This window comes from Pedobacter sp. 01N310, from assembly GCF_056399805.1.
The window spans coordinates 358,116-374,854 of sequence record NZ_JBFTSB010000004.1; the positions used below are offsets into that span (position 1 = coordinate 358,116).

17 protein-coding genes are annotated in these 16,739 nt (G+C 37.8%); 10 read left to right on the top strand and 7 right to left on the bottom strand.

Annotated elements, in window-relative coordinates:
• Nucleotides 1-3: 3 nt before the first annotated feature.
• Nucleotides 4-972, top strand: a complete 969-nt coding sequence (locus AC1DNH_RS11475; RefSeq protein ID WP_477578337.1) for a YpdA family putative bacillithiol disulfide reductase — start codon at nucleotides 4-6, stop codon at nucleotides 970-972.
• Between the two features lie 97 nt (nucleotides 973-1,069).
• Here the strand turns inward: AC1DNH_RS11475 and AC1DNH_RS11480 are convergent, their stop codons facing one another.
• The 3 genes from AC1DNH_RS11480 to AC1DNH_RS11490 form a co-directional block, all read right to left on the bottom strand.
• Nucleotides 1,070-1,591, bottom strand: coding sequence for a hypothetical protein (locus AC1DNH_RS11480; RefSeq protein ID WP_477578335.1), 522 nt, complete (start codon nucleotides 1,589-1,591; stop codon nucleotides 1,070-1,072).
• Between the two features lie 120 nt (nucleotides 1,592-1,711).
• Nucleotides 1,712-2,407, bottom strand: coding sequence for a hypothetical protein (locus tag AC1DNH_RS11485; protein ID WP_477625388.1), 696 nt, complete (start codon nucleotides 2,405-2,407; stop codon nucleotides 1,712-1,714).
• Between the two features lie 9 nt (nucleotides 2,408-2,416).
• The gene (locus AC1DNH_RS11490) at nucleotides 2,417-3,412 is read right to left on the bottom strand and encodes an alpha/beta hydrolase (RefSeq protein ID WP_477609186.1); all 996 of its coding nucleotides are present in this window, start codon (nucleotides 3,410-3,412) and stop codon (nucleotides 2,417-2,419) included.
• 287 nt (nucleotides 3,413-3,699) lie between these two features.
• Between AC1DNH_RS11490 and AC1DNH_RS11495 the strand changes: the two genes are divergently transcribed.
• From AC1DNH_RS11495 to AC1DNH_RS11515, 5 genes are all read left to right on the top strand, one after another.
• The gene (locus tag AC1DNH_RS11495; protein WP_477578330.1) at nucleotides 3,700-4,671 is read left to right on the top strand and encodes a polyprenyl synthetase family protein; all 972 of its coding nucleotides are present in this window, start codon (nucleotides 3,700-3,702) and stop codon (nucleotides 4,669-4,671) included.
• On the top strand, nucleotides 4,671-5,726 hold the full coding sequence (locus tag AC1DNH_RS11500) for a TerC family protein (RefSeq protein WP_477578328.1): 1,056 nt from the start codon (nucleotides 4,671-4,673) through the stop codon (nucleotides 5,724-5,726). Before AC1DNH_RS11495 ends, AC1DNH_RS11500 begins: the two co-directional genes overlap by 1 nt.
• Nucleotides 5,727-6,218: 492 nt before the next feature.
• Nucleotides 6,219-7,667 carry a M20/M25/M40 family metallo-hydrolase gene (locus tag AC1DNH_RS11505; RefSeq protein ID WP_477578327.1) on the top strand — a complete coding sequence of 483 codons (1,449 nt, stop codon included), beginning with the start codon at nucleotides 6,219-6,221 and terminating at the stop codon, nucleotides 7,665-7,667.
• A gap of 594 nt (nucleotides 7,668-8,261) precedes the next feature.
• The gene (locus AC1DNH_RS11510; RefSeq protein WP_215125341.1) at nucleotides 8,262-9,098 is read left to right on the top strand and encodes a M23 family metallopeptidase; all 837 of its coding nucleotides are present in this window, start codon (nucleotides 8,262-8,264) and stop codon (nucleotides 9,096-9,098) included.
• Nucleotides 9,099-9,103: 5 nt separating this feature from the next.
• Entirely contained in the window at nucleotides 9,104-9,493 is a 390-nt protein-coding gene (locus AC1DNH_RS11515) for a bactofilin family protein (RefSeq protein ID WP_477578325.1), read from the top strand.
• Between the two features lie 50 nt (nucleotides 9,494-9,543).
• On the opposite strand, the gene AC1DNH_RS11520 is transcribed toward AC1DNH_RS11515, so the two are convergent.
• Nucleotides 9,544-9,972, bottom strand: a complete 429-nt coding sequence (locus AC1DNH_RS11520) for a CBS domain-containing protein (RefSeq protein WP_116252700.1) — start codon at nucleotides 9,970-9,972, stop codon at nucleotides 9,544-9,546.
• A 361-nt stretch (nucleotides 9,973-10,333) separates the two neighbouring features.
• Between AC1DNH_RS11520 and ahcY the strand changes: the two genes are divergently transcribed.
• Both ahcY and AC1DNH_RS11530 read left to right on the top strand, forming a co-directional pair.
• The gene (gene ahcY, locus AC1DNH_RS11525; RefSeq protein WP_029277793.1) at nucleotides 10,334-11,650 is read left to right on the top strand and encodes an adenosylhomocysteinase; all 1,317 of its coding nucleotides are present in this window, start codon (nucleotides 10,334-10,336) and stop codon (nucleotides 11,648-11,650) included.
• A gap of 308 nt (nucleotides 11,651-11,958) precedes the next feature.
• Entirely contained in the window at nucleotides 11,959-12,300 is a 342-nt protein-coding gene (locus AC1DNH_RS11530) for a DUF6370 family protein (protein WP_477578322.1), read from the top strand.
• A 290-nt stretch (nucleotides 12,301-12,590) separates the two neighbouring features.
• Here AC1DNH_RS11530 and AC1DNH_RS11535 read toward each other — a convergent pair whose 3' ends face one another.
• Nucleotides 12,591-13,571 (bottom strand): polysaccharide deacetylase family protein, encoded by a 981-nt coding sequence (locus AC1DNH_RS11535; protein WP_477578320.1) that lies wholly within the window; start codon nucleotides 13,569-13,571, stop codon nucleotides 12,591-12,593.
• A 60-nt stretch (nucleotides 13,572-13,631) separates the two neighbouring features.
• Between AC1DNH_RS11535 and AC1DNH_RS11540 the strand changes: the two genes are divergently transcribed.
• Nucleotides 13,632-13,754 carry a hypothetical protein gene (locus AC1DNH_RS11540; RefSeq protein WP_262890336.1) on the top strand — a complete coding sequence of 41 codons (123 nt, stop codon included), beginning with the start codon at nucleotides 13,632-13,634 and terminating at the stop codon, nucleotides 13,752-13,754.
• Between the two features lie 139 nt (nucleotides 13,755-13,893).
• Here the strand turns inward: AC1DNH_RS11540 and AC1DNH_RS11545 are convergent, their stop codons facing one another.
• Both AC1DNH_RS11545 and AC1DNH_RS11550 read right to left on the bottom strand, forming a co-directional pair.
• The gene (locus tag AC1DNH_RS11545; protein ID WP_029277767.1) at nucleotides 13,894-14,274 is read right to left on the bottom strand and encodes a GtrA family protein; all 381 of its coding nucleotides are present in this window, start codon (nucleotides 14,272-14,274) and stop codon (nucleotides 13,894-13,896) included.
• A gap of 1 nt (nucleotide 14,275) precedes the next feature.
• Nucleotides 14,276-15,916 (bottom strand): ArnT family glycosyltransferase, encoded by a 1,641-nt coding sequence (locus tag AC1DNH_RS11550; protein ID WP_477578317.1) that lies wholly within the window; start codon nucleotides 15,914-15,916, stop codon nucleotides 14,276-14,278.
• 83 nt (nucleotides 15,917-15,999) lie between these two features.
• Here AC1DNH_RS11550 and AC1DNH_RS11555 point away from each other — a divergent pair, with 83 nt between their 5' ends.
• Complete coding sequence (locus AC1DNH_RS11555; RefSeq protein ID WP_477578315.1) at nucleotides 16,000-16,716, top strand: pyridoxine 5'-phosphate synthase; 717 nt, start codon at nucleotides 16,000-16,002, stop codon at nucleotides 16,714-16,716.
• Nucleotides 16,717-16,739: the final 23 nt, after the last annotated feature.

Consider the following 16,739-nt stretch of genomic DNA (forward strand, 5'->3'; position numbering starts at 1 on the left):
TGGATGTCTGAAAATCAAAATCATTACGACGTATTAATTATCGGTGCTGGCCCAATAGGGATGGCCTGTGCAATAGAGGCGCAAAAAGCAAACTTAAGCTATGTAATTGTAGAGAAGGGTGCTTTGGTGAACAGTTTGTTTAACTATCCGGTGTTTATGACCTTCTTTTCTACTTCTCAAAAGTTAGAAATTGGAGGAGTTCCTTTCGTAACCATCAGTCCGAAACCTAACAGAAATGAAGCGGTTGAGTATTACCGTCGTGTGGCCGAAAAATTTGATTTAAATATCCATCTTTTTGAAAGCGTAAAACAAGTTGTTAAAAAGGATCATGATGTTTTCGAAATTAATACCACTAAAACTAATTATACGGCCAATAATGTAATTGTGGCTACTGGTTTTTATGATGTGCCATTGTTGATGAATGTTCCAGGAGAGGATTTGCCAAAAGTAACGCATTATTATAAGGACCCGCATTTATATGCATTTCAAAATGTGGTAGTGGTTGGCGCCAATAACTCGGGCGTAGATGCTGCTTTAGAAACGTATCGGAAAGGTGCAAATGTAACTATGGTTGTACGCAGCTGCGATCTTGGCCCTCATGTGAAATATTGGGTGCGCCCGGATATACAGAACAGGATTAAAGAAGGAGAAGTTAAAGCACTTTTTAACTCCGAATTGATTGAAATAAGGGAAGGCGAGGTAGACATTAAAACACCCGAAGGAATAAAAACCATCCCGAACGATTTTGTAATTGCAATGACCGGTTACCAACCGGATTTCGGAATGCTGAGGAAATTCGGCATCGAACTGCCCGAAACACTTTGCCCGGTTTATAACGAAGAAACCATGGAAACGAATGTGAGAGGTTTGTATTTGGCTGGTGTAGTTTGCGGCGGACTAGATACCCACAAACTTTTTATCGAAAATTCTAGGGTACACGCCGAAATGATTGTAAAAAATATTTTGAGTTAAATTTCTTACGAAGTTTAGCCAGGGGATAAGCGATGGAATAACTTCGTAAGTCTTACATCCACGTAAAAACTTCCGAAGTCTTCTGCACTCTAGGCTTTTAGACTTCTGAAGTTAATTGATTATTTTTTGAGCTTCCCCATTTATAGGTTACAGATAGCATCATAGAAACTACTATAATTTGAAGTATAAGCACAGCTTTAGATACGATCGTTAAAATAGTGAAGTTTTGTTCATATTGATTGATTTCTGGTTGTGCAGACAATGGCGGGTAAATCGTCCAGCCGTTAATATTGTGGTATGGATTAAAGAAAGGCAGAAGTTGTACTGCTATGGAAGCTAGCAGGATTAAAATAAAGCCTAAAAAGAAAATAAATGAGCGTTGAATTTTTCTGCAAAATGAGTGTTTAAGCTCTTTAAAATAGTAAACGAAAAAAGAAATAATAATGAAAAAGAATATCAATAAATGCTGTTTTTTAATCACGAAATAGGTGTCGTGAAGATTGATGTCAATGGAATTGCTAAAAAGGGTTTTTCCAAATATGCAGAAGCCGATAATTATGCTAATTGCAATGCAAGCTAAGAGCCATAAAATTTCCTGCAATAATGGTTTGTTTTTCATAATGAGCGAGATTTAGATTTGTTTAATAAATATACAATATTAGCCGTCATGCTGAATTTATTTCAGCATCTATATAGTAGTAAATAGCCCGATCTGAATTAAATCAGGAAATGGTGGCGATTATTGTTCTAAATATTTTTGCAACTCATATTTATCTCCAGAATATGACTCCATTAATTTTTGAACATTTTGAAATATTTTTTTTGCTGGTTCTTCATGATCATGGATCAATCTGAATACATTTCCACGTTTGTTAACGGCGATATAGTTTCCGTCTTCCATATCTAAAATGGTGTAATAATATTTTTCGTCGAGCTCAATTTCTATAGTATCTTCAATTTCTAATAAGTTTTTTTGCTCTTCGCTAACATTAGAAAGGATTTTTTTAAGTTTTTTTTCGTCCGTGTTTTTTAAGATGAAATCTTCTTTATACAAGTTATTAATCCTGAGTTCTGATAATTCATACTCACTTCTTAGTGTTGTGTTAAGTGGTAGGGAGATATCTTGAATGAGATTATAGGAAATTGTTAATCTTATTGGAATATAAGTTCCTGTTTGTTTGTTTAACACTTCAACCCCTGTTAAAAAGAAATGTTTTTTATGTTTCGCTCTGTTTCGCTCATAATAGAAATTATCCGTGCTTTGATGTAAAATATATATTGTTTTATCTGCAAGCTGCCCTGCTGTGCTGAATGTCCAATGCAGATAATTGTCTGCCATCTCAGGAAAATCGTTTGCTAGCAACATTACGATATTCTCTTCCAATTTTTGTATGTCTTTCTTAAATCTTCGCGCCTTTAAAAAGTTGATTATCATTTCTCAAATTTAATGATGAACAGTTATTGCCAACGTACTCCCCACAAAACTTTCAATAGCCTTTTCTACACTTGGTAAATCCTTCGAAGTAATATACGATCCCATTACGTGATTCCCTGCGTTTGGTATGGCTTGTTTTCTTTTTAAATTATTAGGTGTACCCAGTTCATCGAACATTTTCAGCATAGCATCTACACGGACTACAGGATCTTGTTCGAGTTCATTTTTGTAATAATAGAGCATTAAAACAGGTTGTTTTACTTTTTGGAAAGTCGTTTTTACCATACTGCTCTCAATAAACTCTTCCAGCTCTACCAGAGATTCGAGGCGGTAATTGGTATACCAGTATTTTTTATATTCGTCAGTGCGATCGTCTACTTTGCGTTCATCGCCACCCACCACTTTTCGGGCAATCTGTAAACCCCATGGGTTATTCAAAAGCCATGCATTTTTATCGTTAATGGCCACATTTGGCGACAATAAAATTAAACTGTTAATTTCAGGATAGGTGGCCGCTAGTTTTAAAGCGACAGTTCCTCCGGTAGAAGTACCCACTAAAATCACCTTTTTGCCTAATTTTTTACCGATGGCATAAGCCTGTTTACTGGTTTCCCAAAGGCGGTCGGCAGTGAAATATTGCATAGGTGCAAGTGTATCAATGCCATGGTCGGCCAAACGCGCTAAGTATAAATTGGCATTTAATTCTTTGGCCAGATTTAGGTAAACGGGGTTTCCTTCTGTTTTTGATGCCGAAAAACCATGCAGGTAAACAATGGCATACTCGGTTTGCTTGTGGAGGGGATCGGCCCAGATGATTTCGGCTTCGTTACCCGGTTTTATTTTGTGCATCGATTCTATGCTGGCCACATAACGGTCTAAATCTTCCAGATCGGGCACCTGTGTGAGTTCTTTGTTATAAACCGGCTTTTTGGGTTTTGGCCCCAATAAGTAGCCTGCAACAATTAATGCCGAAAGGCCGATAAGTACTTTGTAGCGTTTTTTCATCTATGGCTCAGCTAATATTAGTTTAAATGTAAAATTTGAAATTAAATAAAGCTAATCTTTTTGAGGAATTAGTTATGATACTGAGTGGCTATTACCTGCACTAACCCATAATGTTAAACCTGATGGCGCCAAATAGCCCACAGCCTGAAGGCGAGGACTATGGGCTATAGCAGGAGCAAAAGATGTTAAAGATTAAGCTATTGCTTTTCAAATCCTTAATAATACGATTGTACATTACCTTTTTATGGGAAATTAGCTTAAGTTTGCAATCAAAATTTTTCGACTTAATGCCGGGAATCGAACAGATAAAAACACCTATTGCTACTGATATTAAAGCGTTTGAAAAAACCTTTAAAGAATCTATGCATAGCGACGCACCGTTGCTGGATAGGATTACCCATTATATTGTAAAGCAAAAAGGCAAACAAATGCGGCCGATGTTCGTATTTTTTGCGGCTAAACTATGCGGTGGCATTACAGAATCAACCCATCGCGGGGCTGCTTTGGTAGAGCTTTTACATACGGCTACTTTGGTGCATGATGATGTGGTAGACAATGCTTACGAACGCCGCGGCTTTTTCTCTATCAATGCTTTATGGAAAAACAAGATTGCCGTTTTGGTTGGCGACTACCTGTTGGCTAAAGGATTGTTGCTTTCAGTAAACAATAACGAACACCGTTTGTTACAAATTGTATCGGAAGCGGTGAAACAGATGAGCGAGGGTGAACTGTTGCAGGTAGAAAAGGTGCGGAGGATGGATATTTCGGAAGATTTATATTTTGATGTGATCCGACAGAAAACCGCTTCTTTAATTGCTTCTTGTTGTGCTGCGGGTGCTGCTTCGGCAGGTGCTGATGATGAAACGATAGAAAAAATGCGTCTGTTTGGCGAAAAAGTAGGGATTGCCTTTCAGATTAAAGACGATACCTTCGATTTCGGTACTGATGATGTAGGCAAACCTTTAGGTATTGATATTAAAGAGAAGAAAGTAACGCTGCCTTTAATTTATGCACTGAATAAAGCTGAAAAAACTGAGCGTAAAAAAATAATTAACCTGGTGAAAAACCACCAGGACGATCCGGTTAAAATTCAGCAGATTATAGATTTCGTAAATGCCCACGAAGGTGTGTATTACGCGAACCAGAAAATGCTGGAGTACCAAAAGGAAGCATTTGATATTTTGCACAGTTTTGAGGCAGGCGAAGCACGAACTGGTTTAGAACAACTTGTACTGTACACCACTGAACGTAAAAAATAATGGGTAACGAATTACTTTTTAGCTTAGGTTTTCTTCTTTTTATTGTGTTGATTCTTGCTTTAGACCTTGGTCTATTTAGCAGAAAAGAACATGTGGTGAGCTTAAAACAGGCTGGAGTAATGAGTTTGATTATGGTGGCTTTGGCTATCGGTTTTTACTTTATCCTGTTAACCGAGGGGCATCAGCTACATGGAATAAAAGATTTTGCACACCTGCAAGAAATTGTAACGCGACACCAGCATCACATTAAATTAATCCCTGATGATTTTGAAGGAAGTTTAGCGATTTATAGGCAAAACCTCGGCTTAGAATTTTTAACCGGCTATGTAATTGAATATGCACTTTCTGTAGATAATATCTTTGTGATCGTACTCGTTTTTTCAGCCTTTGCCGTTGAAGAAAAATATTATCACCGTGTATTGTTCTGGGGTATTTTGGGTGCCATTATTATGCGTTTCATCTTCATTTTTGTTGGTGCAGCATTAATTGCAAAATTTGCCTGGATACTCTATTTGTTTGGCGCTTTCCTTGTTTTTACTGGGGTAAAAATGTTCTTTAGCAAAGATGAAGATGATAAGATTGATCCGGAAAATCATCCAGTGGTTAAATGGGCCTCGAAAATATTTTCTATCCATCCAAAGTATGAGGGCAAAAAATTCTTCGTAAAAATTAACCATAAAACACTGGTGACACCTTTATTTTTGGTACTGCTGATTGTTGAGTTTACTGATCTTTTATTCGCTGTCGATTCTATCCCTGCTATTTTTGCGGTAACAAAAGATCCCTACATTGTATTTTTCTCTAATATTTTTGCCATCATGGGTTTACGTTCCATGTTCTTCCTGTTGGTGAATATCATCCATAAATTTCACTATTTAAAAACCGGATTGGCCGTATTATTGGCCTTTATCGGGGTTAAAATGTTGGGGCATACTTATCTGGAGAAATGGGGTTTCACTACTGAGCATTCGCTTATCATCATATTGAGTATCTTAGTGATGAGTATTGTAGCTTCATTGGTGTTTCCTAAGAAAAAGGCGCATGTGCAATCTTAGTTTACCATTAAAGGTTTTTCCCAAAATTATTCTGATCACCTGAGTCACCTGAGGGCATTTAAGCTTTTTGTGGTGTAAAGTGCTAAGTGGCATAACTGCACTTTGCTGTGCGGCCTAGCAGATTTTCGTAGGAAAAAGAACAAAAATCTTTGCAGTTTCACCAATACTTCCACAGGCCAAGGCAGTGTTAAGCGAGTGTGGTGGCAACGAAGTTAGGAAAGAGCCTATAGACTGCCGCAATTGAGATTTTTGTAGTTTTTTACAAGAAAGGATGCAAGCCTTGATCTTTTGTTTCTTTTCTATCAAGAGAAAAGAAAGAGCCCATCGGCGGCGGTGAGCCGAAGCACGGTTGTGCATGGGGAAAAGACTGCTAATCCTTTGTCTTAGGATAAAAAATATACTTATCTGCTATTACTCAAAAGCAAAATATACGTTACAGCTAGTAATCTCTAGCTAAAATTTGTACTTTCAACAACTAAACTATTATTCCTAATGAAATATCTTTTCGCTGCAGCGCTTCTTTGTACCGCTTTATTTGTAAATGCCCAGGATAAATTCGGTGATGTTTTTGCCAAAATCAATGCTGATGTACAGCAAAATTCAAAAGCTTATCAAACACTTAAATATGAAACCGAAACTATCGGTCATCGTTTAACAGGTTCTACAAACGGCGCAAAAGCAGAGCAATATGCTTTCGATTTATTAAAATCTTACGGTTGTGAAGTGAAGTTTCAACCTTTCGAAGTAGAAAGCTGGGCAAGAAAAACAATCAGTGTAGAAATTGGTGCTGATAAAAACAGTCTAACCAAAATGAAGGCTGTTACTTTAGCACATTCACCGGTTAGTGCAGACGTTACTGGCGAGATAGTAGATGCAGGTAATGGATTGGAGGCAGATTATCAAGGCAGTCCTGAGAAGTTTAAAGGTAAAATTGCATTGATTTATCTTGGTGTATTACCAGGCTCTTCGGCTGGAACAAAGTCATTACACCGCTCAGAAAAGACGGCCATTGCCACAAAATATGGCGCAATAGGTGTCATCATCATCAATACCGTAAAAGATGGCGTACTTTTAACTGGAACAGCTTCGGTAACGGGTAAATTGATCTCTATTCCTGCTATTTGTATTGGACTGGAAGACGGTACAGCTTTGAAGGAAAAAATTAAATCACAGCCACAGATCGCGCATATTGCCATGACCAATTTCTCGGGTTTGATTAAAGCGAGAAACGTAGTGGCAACTTTTAAAGGAACTGAATTGCCTAAGGACAAAATTGTAGTCGGTGGACATTTAGATAGCTGGGATTTAGCAACCGGTGCAATCGACAATGGAATTGGCTCTTTTGCTATTATGGATATGGCACGTACCTTTAAAAAGCTGCATTTAAAAACCAAACGTACCGTAGAGTTTGTACTGTTTATGGGCGAGGAGCAAGGTTTGTTGGGTTCCAAAGCATACATCGATCAGGCTAAAAAAGACAAAACATTAAACCAGGTTAAGTTTATGTTGAACTATGACATGACCAACGATCCGAAAGGTTTTTCTACCTCACGATCAGAAATGAAAGATTTGTTTACGGCCTGGGGAGCTGATATTGTAAAAATTGATACCGGTTTTAAAAACTTGTTTAATGCTGGTGCAGGTTTACACAGCGATCACCAACCGTTTATGCTGGAGGGGATTCCTACTGGCGGTGGTTTTGGTGGTAAACTGCCAAACAATTCTGGTCCATTTTATCACTCAGACGGCGATAGTTTTAAACTGGTTGATGAGCAGGAGCTTAAAAATACAGTGCGTTACAGCGCCATGTTAACTTACGCTTTAGCCAATACACCGAAAATTCCAGTTGGTGTTCAGGGCGAAGAAGAATTGAGGGCTTTCTTAGAATCGCAGAACCTAAAGGAGCCTTTGAGTATTGCCGGTGAGTGGAGGTGGAAATAATTTCATAGATTTTCCTGCCTCTTTCCTTACGGGGTGATTACACTGATGTTGCCTGCGGGTTGATTACACAGATGTAGGGATTACACAGATTTTTTACATAGTTAACTTACGTAAGATAATTCGTCATTTCGACCGTAGTATTCCAAAGGAACTCCTTCGGAGGAGAACCCGAAGGCTCTGCGAAGCAAAATCTTTGTGAGAACTGCCTTAAAAGATTTCTCGACTTCGCTGCGCTCGAAATGACGGAAATAAGTTACCTGTAGAGTTGTCATTTCGACTGATGGTCATCGATTTAAGCATTTGTTTTTATTATTTATGGTATGCTTGCTTCACAGGTTTCATCGGTAGCGAAATGGAAGAATCTTTCTTTGTGTTAGCGCTCGTTTTGAACCATTGCTAAATAGTTGTACGGCGAAAGCCACTTAAATGTTACACATCCGGCTTTATTCGTTTAAGCTATATAGTAACTGTTAATTTAACGTTTAAAACATGTGTTTTTACGGTATAGCTAATGTTAAACTTCAACTTTGTGTTTGACTATGTGGTTGTTAATCATATATTTGTTTTAGTCCCAAACAAAAAATCTGAGTAAAAATGAACAGAAAACGGAACAAAACAACCGTAATTTTTGTAAATAATAATCAAAGTTCAAGCAAGCCAATCCAAGTTCCAACAGGATACATTGTACATTGGAAAAAGTATATTTTAGGCGTTTTAGGATTATTCTTAATACTTATATCCAGCATATTTTACCTGATCCGTAGTAATTCGAGTGTAGAATTAGCCAAGAGTAAACTCGAACTGGCGCTTTTAAAAAGTAAAGACAAACTATCTGTTATCGATACTTCTTCCCTAAAAAAGCATTACCAATCAATCGATAAAAAACTGCTTACCATCAATAAATACCTAAAAGCAAGAGGATTAAAGCCAATTTTAACGGGCAATGAAGGGGGAGAGCAAAGTGATGATATTTTATCGGCTGAAGAGATCGGCGAGTTTTACGACAACTACCTGAGTAAAATTGCCTATAACGTGGCCTATACGCCTATGGGTTATCCACATTTAGGTACAATCACATCCGGGTATGGGCACCGCGAAAACCCTTTTAGTGGTGAAAATGTGGAGACACATAAAGGACTTGATATCAGGGCCAATTATGGCGACATTGTTAAATGTACAGCGAACGGTAAGGTGATTTTTGCTGGAAGGCGTGGTGGTTATGGCAATTGCATCGTAATTAAACATGGTAATGGTTTTGAAACCTACTATGGTCACCTTTCTAAAATTTTGGTAAAGGTAGATGAGGATGTGATTGCTGGCAATAACATTGGCAAAGCGGGTTCAACCGGGCGGTCAACTGGCCCTCATTTACATTATGAAGTGCATAAAAATGGTAAAGTTATAAATCCAAGATCCTTTTTAACCTTATAAGAAACATGTTCAAGAAAAACAATCAGATTAAAGACTTAAATCAACAAGAGATTTCGACTATCATAGGCCTCGGCTTTACCATTACAGGCGAACTAAAAGGAAAAGCAGTTATAAGGATCGATGGAACTGTAATTGGCAATGTAAATGTTGAAGGCGGTGTTGTTTTAGGTGAAAAAGGGATGATTAAAGGCGACATTCAAACAGGTTCAGCCATTATTTATGGAACCGTTAACGGAAATGTTAAAGCCCAAAACCTGGAAATAAAAAAGACAGGTAGGGTTAATGGCGATATTAAAACAGAGGCCATTGAGATTGAGCTAGGCGCACAATACAATGGAAAACTCGAAATGCACCAATCAGGCAAAACTGAAGATAAAGTAGCTGTAAAAGCGTAGGCCTCATTTATTGGTTGGTGTCTCACCAACCAACATAATCCAACTCAGCATTAACCACTAATGTAGCTTTCCAATTGCGAAATGGTCTGTTTTTGATCTGCAATGATAAACTTTACCACATCACCGATTGAAACCATTCCTTTTACTTCGTCGTTTTCTACAACTGGTAAATGACGGATGTGTTTATCGGTCATCAGCTCCATGCAGTAATCAATACTGTCGCTTAAATTAATGGTGATCGGACTGGCCGTCATCGCTTCTTTAATCAAGGTATCTTTTGATGATTTGCCTTGAAGGATGATTTTCCTGGCATAATCGCGTTCCGTAAAAATGCCATGAAGCCGATCATTTTCCATGACCAATACCGCACTGATGTTCTTTTCTGTCATTACTTTTAAGGCATCTAAAACAGAAATATTTTCTGATACCGAGATAATCCGTACCTGTTTGGTATCTAACAAGTGTTTTACGCTTTTCATAAAACTTAATTTGGTTATAACAATTTAAGAAATAATTAGCTGTAAATCAAAGTTTTATTTTATGTTGTTCTCAGCTTTACAAACAACGCACAGTTTTATATATGCTAAACCTGGCAGGAATGGCAGCCTCCGTCCCGATTTTACATCGGGATTCATTGGAGCTATGATATATGGCAGGACCGAAGCTGAGCTAAGAACTATAGGACTTGCTTTTCAAAAAATAGCTAAGACATGAAGTATTGGGACTTGTAGTGAAAATAGAAGTACTATTTTACAATCTGTAAACTTGCTTGTACTTTTAATTATTTGGCTTTCACAAAGGGATGTGGTAACTTTGCATTTCATTTTAAAACAAATAATTATGTCATCAGTAGAGACTTCTTATATCCCTTACAAAGTTAAGGACATTTCACTGGCAGAATGGGGCCGTAAAGAAATCGGATTAGCCGAAGCAGAAATGCCAGGTTTAATGAGTTTACGTAAAGAATTCGGTCCAACACAACCGTTAAAAGGTGCGCGCATTGCAGGTTGTCTGCACATGACCATCCAAACGGCTGTATTAATCGAAACATTAACTGCACTGGGTGCTGAAGTTACCTGGTCATCTTGCAATATTTTTTCTACTCAGGATCACGCTGCTGCTGCAATTGCTGCTGCTGGTATTCAGGTTTATGCCTGGAAAGGTTTAAACGAAGAAGAATTCGATTGGTGTATTGAGCAAACTTTACACTTCGGTCCGGAGCAACAACCATTAAACATGATTTTGGATGATGGTGGCGATTTAACCAATATGGTTTTTGACAAATACCCTGAGCTGATTGCAGCTATTAAGGGTTTGTCAGAAGAAACTACAACTGGTGTTCACCGTTTGTACGAAAGAATGAAAAACGGAACATTGCACTTACCTGCAATTAACGTTAACGATTCGGTTACTAAATCTAAATTCGATAACAAATACGGATGTCGTGAGTCATTGGTTGATGCGATCCGTCGTGCAACTGATGTAATGATGGCTGGTAAAGTGGCTGTTGTTTGTGGTTATGGCGATGTGGGTAAAGGTTCTGCAGAATCTTTAAGCTCGCAAGGTGTACGTGTTATTGTTACCGAAATTGATCCGATCTGTGCTTTACAGGCTGCAATGGAAGGTTACGAAGTTAAAAAATTAGCTACTGCAATTAAAGAAGCTGATATCGTAGTAACCACTACCGGTAATTGTGATATCGTTCGCGAGCAACATTTCAGAGCATTAAAAGATAAAGCGATTGTTTGTAACATCGGTCACTTCGATAACGAAATTGATATGGCTTGGTTAAATGGCAATTATGGCGATACCAAAGTGGAGATTAAACCTCAGGTTGATAAATACACCATTGATGGTAAAGATGTAATCATCCTGGCCGAAGGTCGTTTGGTTAACTTAGGTTGCGCAACTGGTCACCCAAGTTTTGTAATGAGTAACTCATTCACCAACCAAACTTTGGCTCAATTGGAGCTTTGGACCAACACTGGTGCTTACGAAAACAAGGTTTATACTTTGCCTAAACATTTAGATGAAAAAGTAGCACGTTTACACTTAGAAAAAATCGGTGTAGAATTAGATGTTTTGGATCAACACCAGGCTGATTATATCGGTGTACCGGTAGAAGGTCCTTTCAAAGCAGATACATACAGGTACTAGTTCAGTTTACAGTTTTCAGTTCGCAGTAACTGAAATTTAATAATATCAAAGGGATGTGCAAATTGCATGTCCCTTTTTTTATTCCCTCCGATTCATTGGAGGAGTGCCTGCAAGGCGGGGTGTCACTAAGTCTGGGTGAGTCTCCTATTTTTTGAAAACGTTGGTTCCTGTTCTCTTCGGAGGTTTCAGTCCTGCTGTACACTTTATCCCGATAGAAGAATCGGGATGTTCGTTTCCATCAGGTTTATTTTACAAAGAATTGTGGTTCTTTCGCCCTTGAAAACTTACATTTGAAAAAAGAAGAAATGATGAAAAAGTTAATATTTGCTTTAATTCTTTGTGTATTTGCGTTTTCTGTAAATGCCCAAACCACGCCTCAAAAAGCTGCATCAGCAAAAGTAATCACCAAACAAACGGTAGATATTGCTTGCGGCGAATGCCAGTTTAAAATGAAAGGTAAAGACTGCGAGTTAGCAGTAAAAATAGATGGTAAATCTTATTTTGTTGATGGAAAAGGGATTGATGATTTTGGCGATGCCCATGGCGAACATGGTTTTTGCAACGCCGTGAGCAAAGCGGAAGTTACTGGCGAAATCGTGAACAACCGCTTTAAGGCGAAAGAAATAAAGTTATTGCCGGTTAAGAAATAGTTTTACCGCAAAGAAGGCAAAGTTTTTCGCAAAGATGCGCTAAGGATGATTTAAAACTATTTGAACCTAGCTTTGTGTTCTTTGTGCCTTTTTGTGTGCGCTTTGTGTTTAAAAATGCAGTAGATGTTTTAAGGTGAAAGAAATAAAGTTATTGCCAGTTAAGAAGTAGGTTTACCGCAAAGAACGCAAAGCTTTTCGCAAAGAGGCGCTAAGAATGATTTAAAACTATCTGAACCCAGCTTTGTGTTCTTTGTGCCTTTTCTTTGTGCTCTTTGCGGTTAAAAAGCAGGCTATTCAAATTCCTTTTCTAGCCCCTCTCTTAAATCGAAAAGTAGCCATTGTTTGCTTTTCACATCTGCCTGTCTGGTTTTTAGCAACTGGATGAAATCTTTCACCCCGATTTCTTCATTCCCGTTGCCGTGGATCAATACAATACTGCCCGTATTCGGCTGTTGTCCTTTTGCCAGCCAGGCATCACTGCCAATAGGAATTAATCCGTAGGCCTCGATCTTTTCTACAATGGTCTTATCCGATACCAAGCCGGGGAAACGGAAAAATACAGATGGCGTTAAACCATTTTTGAGCATCAGTTTTTCATTCTCCAATACCTCGACATCTAAATTGGTTCCAGAGGCCAATAGAAAGTTTTCAGCTAAGGGTAACTTATTTACTTCGTGGTTGTAGGTATGGTTTACCCAGGTGATATTTAGTTCCTTTTTCTCTACCAGACTTTTCAGCCAGTTCAAGTCATCTTGATGTTTCAGCATCCATTTGCCAGAAACAGAAATCGCGAGTGGCGCAGGCTGTTCTATCTTTTTAAATTCATCAAAAACAGATTGAAAAATAATCCTGTCTAAAGCCTTGTGCGAGGGACAAAGGTCGATCGTTAAGGTAATCCCCTTTTCGTTCGGGATGGCATGATCTATCCCTGCATTTTGAAGCTGTAGATCTTTAGCTGCCGCTGCTTCTATTGATTTAATATAAGCTGTGTTTTTGAAAATCGCCAATACATTTTGAAACTGTAAGCTGCTTGTGGTATAATTACTGGCCAGATCTACTTTGTTATCTAAAGTTTCTGGATTCACCAGCAATAAATATTTTTGATTATTTGCGGAAAAACTTCTAACTGCAATCAGCTTTTCGTTATCGCGGGCGGCTGTAGCAAAGTTTACCTTGTAGCGTTTGATATCATCAAAATTTTGTGCAAAAACTTTAATACTAAAAAAGCAAATGGAAAAAATAATGAGAAGCAATGATTTAGATAACTTCATATTTCCTTATTTAAAATCTTTCTAATTTAAGCCAAATCCATTATCTTTACAAACATCGCCATGAACAAAGAAAAAGTAAAATTATGGTTTAAGCGGGTGGGGCTGGTTGGGTTTTTATTCTTCCTGATTAAAGGATTAATATGGCTTGTAGTTTTCTACTTTATTGGCAAAAACGTTACCTAAATAGTTCATTTGTTCACTGGTCATTCGTTTATTAATGCCATACCAATTACATAATTAGTCTTCTAAGTCAAGCGTCATCCTGATCCGATAGCTATCGGATTTGTTTCAGGATCTGTTTCGAAAGTATTCCAAAACTTTTCTATCTAAAAGTAAATAACATATTCGCGAGGAAATTCCACACAAAAACAATCACTATTGCAAAGAATTTGGCTACGTAAAAATTGGTTCCGTTTTTCCTTTGGTGGAACAGGTAAATGATAAAGGTGTTTAGTCCTAAACCGATTAAACTCACCACTAAAAACTTGCTAAATTCGGTTCCCCAATGCGTATTGGTACTTTCGAAAGTCCAAACCCGGTTAATCAGATAATTATTGGTTACCGCCAAAGTAAAGCCGATGGCATTAGAAATATATTTATTTATTTTAATCTTTTCCTTACACAACCAGGTCGCGCCGAAATCTATTGCCATCCCGAGGAAACCTGTTAATCCAAATTTTAAAATGCGGAAGAATAAATCCATGTTAATGTATTTTAACCAAATAAAATCGCTCTAAAACCTGAGGGCGTGTTTTTGCGTTTAAAAATTTACCTGTGAGTTTGGTGGTATGAAAATATTCAAACGATTTTAGAACTTCAGCATGGTATTCACTTTTCAATTTTGTTAATTCCTGTTCTGGAATGTATATAACCAAGTCTTTTAGGTGCTTTGATTTGTCGAGATCGGTATAATTATGAATATATTTTACTTCACCAGGGGCATAAAAATCAAAAGAAAACGCATCTATATAATTTAATACTGCAGGTTTAGCAGTAGGGTAATTTTGCTTTAACCAATTACCTGCCTGCATACCCGATTGATATTTTAAAAGGGCCGGGTAGAAAAAAATGAAGAGAAATATCATTAAACCAACAGATAAAAATGCACTTCTGGCAATGATGGTTTCCAATAAAATGCCTTTAAATAGTAAGAAAGAGATGGCGAGAACAACAATCAGGATGCCGATAATTAAATATGGGCTTTCAAATCCAAAGAAAAAGGCTAAGACAGAAAGTAAGGCAATAACCAAAATGAAAATGATGTTCTGTATAATGAAGAAGGTTTTTAAACCGTTGCCACCAAGCTTCCTTAAGTACAAGGCTGTGATGATCGAAAACTGAGGAAAGATGATCAATATATAATGCGGCAACTGAAATTTAGAAAGCGAAAAGATCAGAAAAGTAACCGCTGCACTTGCCCAGATCATAATGCTTTCGGGCGCTAAAGCTATTCTATTTTTTCTTTTGAATAGATTTACAACGGCCGTATAAAATAATACAGACCAAGGAAGGAATGCCCAAAGGGTAGTGTGTAGAAAAAAGGAAATATCCCCTTTGCCTTTAATTGGACCATTGTTAAAAAACCTTCCGAACTGACTGTCCCAAAAGAAAAATTTTAAACCCGAAACACCGGTTCTTTCAAAAACGATTTTTTCGGGATGCAGATCGAATTGTGTGTAAAGTGAATACAGCTCAGGGGTAATAAAAATAAAAATCAAAAGAATGGCGATATACCATTTTGGTTTTAAAAGCTGACGGTACTGTTTTGTAAGCAACCAGTAGATAATAAAACCGGCAAATACAGGAATCAATACAAAAATTCCTTTGATCAATATCGCGCAGGCCGCAAAAAATGAACCTGCTACAATGTGCCAGAAAGAATTTTGATGTGCTTTATAATAATGGTAAATAGATGCTAATGTAAAAGTGGTAATATAAATTTCGGCCCTAACATCAAATGTAGAGGTGATGATATGCAAGGCACTTAGAAAAATTACCGCACTGATCAATCCGGTTTTTTCATCGTATATATCTTTGGCTAATTTGTATAAATACCACGCACCCAGTAAACCGAACAGAAATGATGGTAACTTATAGGCGAAGGATGAGATTCCAAAAATTTTAAAGGATGCTGCAGAAATCCAAAAAGTGAGGTGAGGTTTGTCCAACCAGTCGGCCCCACGGCCATAAAGGTTAAACCAATCTTTAAACAGGATGATGTTTTTAGACATGGAAGCATACAATGCGCCATCGGGCTCCATCACGCCACCAAAAAGTGCTGGTATACTCGCAATTGCAAGTAAAACGATCAGGAATTTATATAGTGTTGTATCTTTTAAGTTCATTTACAAGAAGCAAATATGAGCAAAAAAAAGTCAAATTTTTTTAAGGTTTAAGATTAACAGAGGCAAAGCCTTATCTTTGCTTCATGACAAAGTTATCGGTTAATATCAATAAAATTGCTACACTTCGCAACAGTCGCGGGGGTAATAATCCTGACCTGGTTAAGGTTGCATTAGATTGCGAACGTTTCGGTGCACAGGGAATTACCGTGCATCCAAGACCTGATGAACGCCATATCCGTTACCAAGATGTTTACGATTTAAAGGCTGTTATTGCGACAGAATTTAATATTGAAGGAAATTGCAGAGAAGATAAATTTGTTGATCTGGTTTTGGCCAACAAACCTGCTCAGGTTACATTAGTGCCTGATGCCGAAGGTCAGATTACTTCAAACCACGGTTGGGATACGGTTAAACATAAAGACTACCTGAAAGAAATGGTTGCCGTTTTCCAGAAAGAAGGCATCCGCGTTTCTATTTTTGTAGATCCGGTTGTAGAAATGGTTGAGGGTGCTGTGGAAACCGGAACAGACCGGATTGAATTATATACCGAGGCTTATGCACATAATTATTTTGCCGATCGCGAAAAGGCAGTAGTGAGTTACATTGCTGCGGCACATCATGCCAACAAATTAGGCTTGGGAATTAACGCGGGGCATGATCTGGATTTACACAACCTACATTATTTTGCGCAGAGCATCCCAGGTTTATTAGAAGTTTCAATTGGTCATGCGTTAATTAGCGATGCACTTTATTTAGGTTTGGAAACCACCATTCAGAAATATTTACAACAATTGGTTTAGTTTTTAACCACAAAGTACACTAA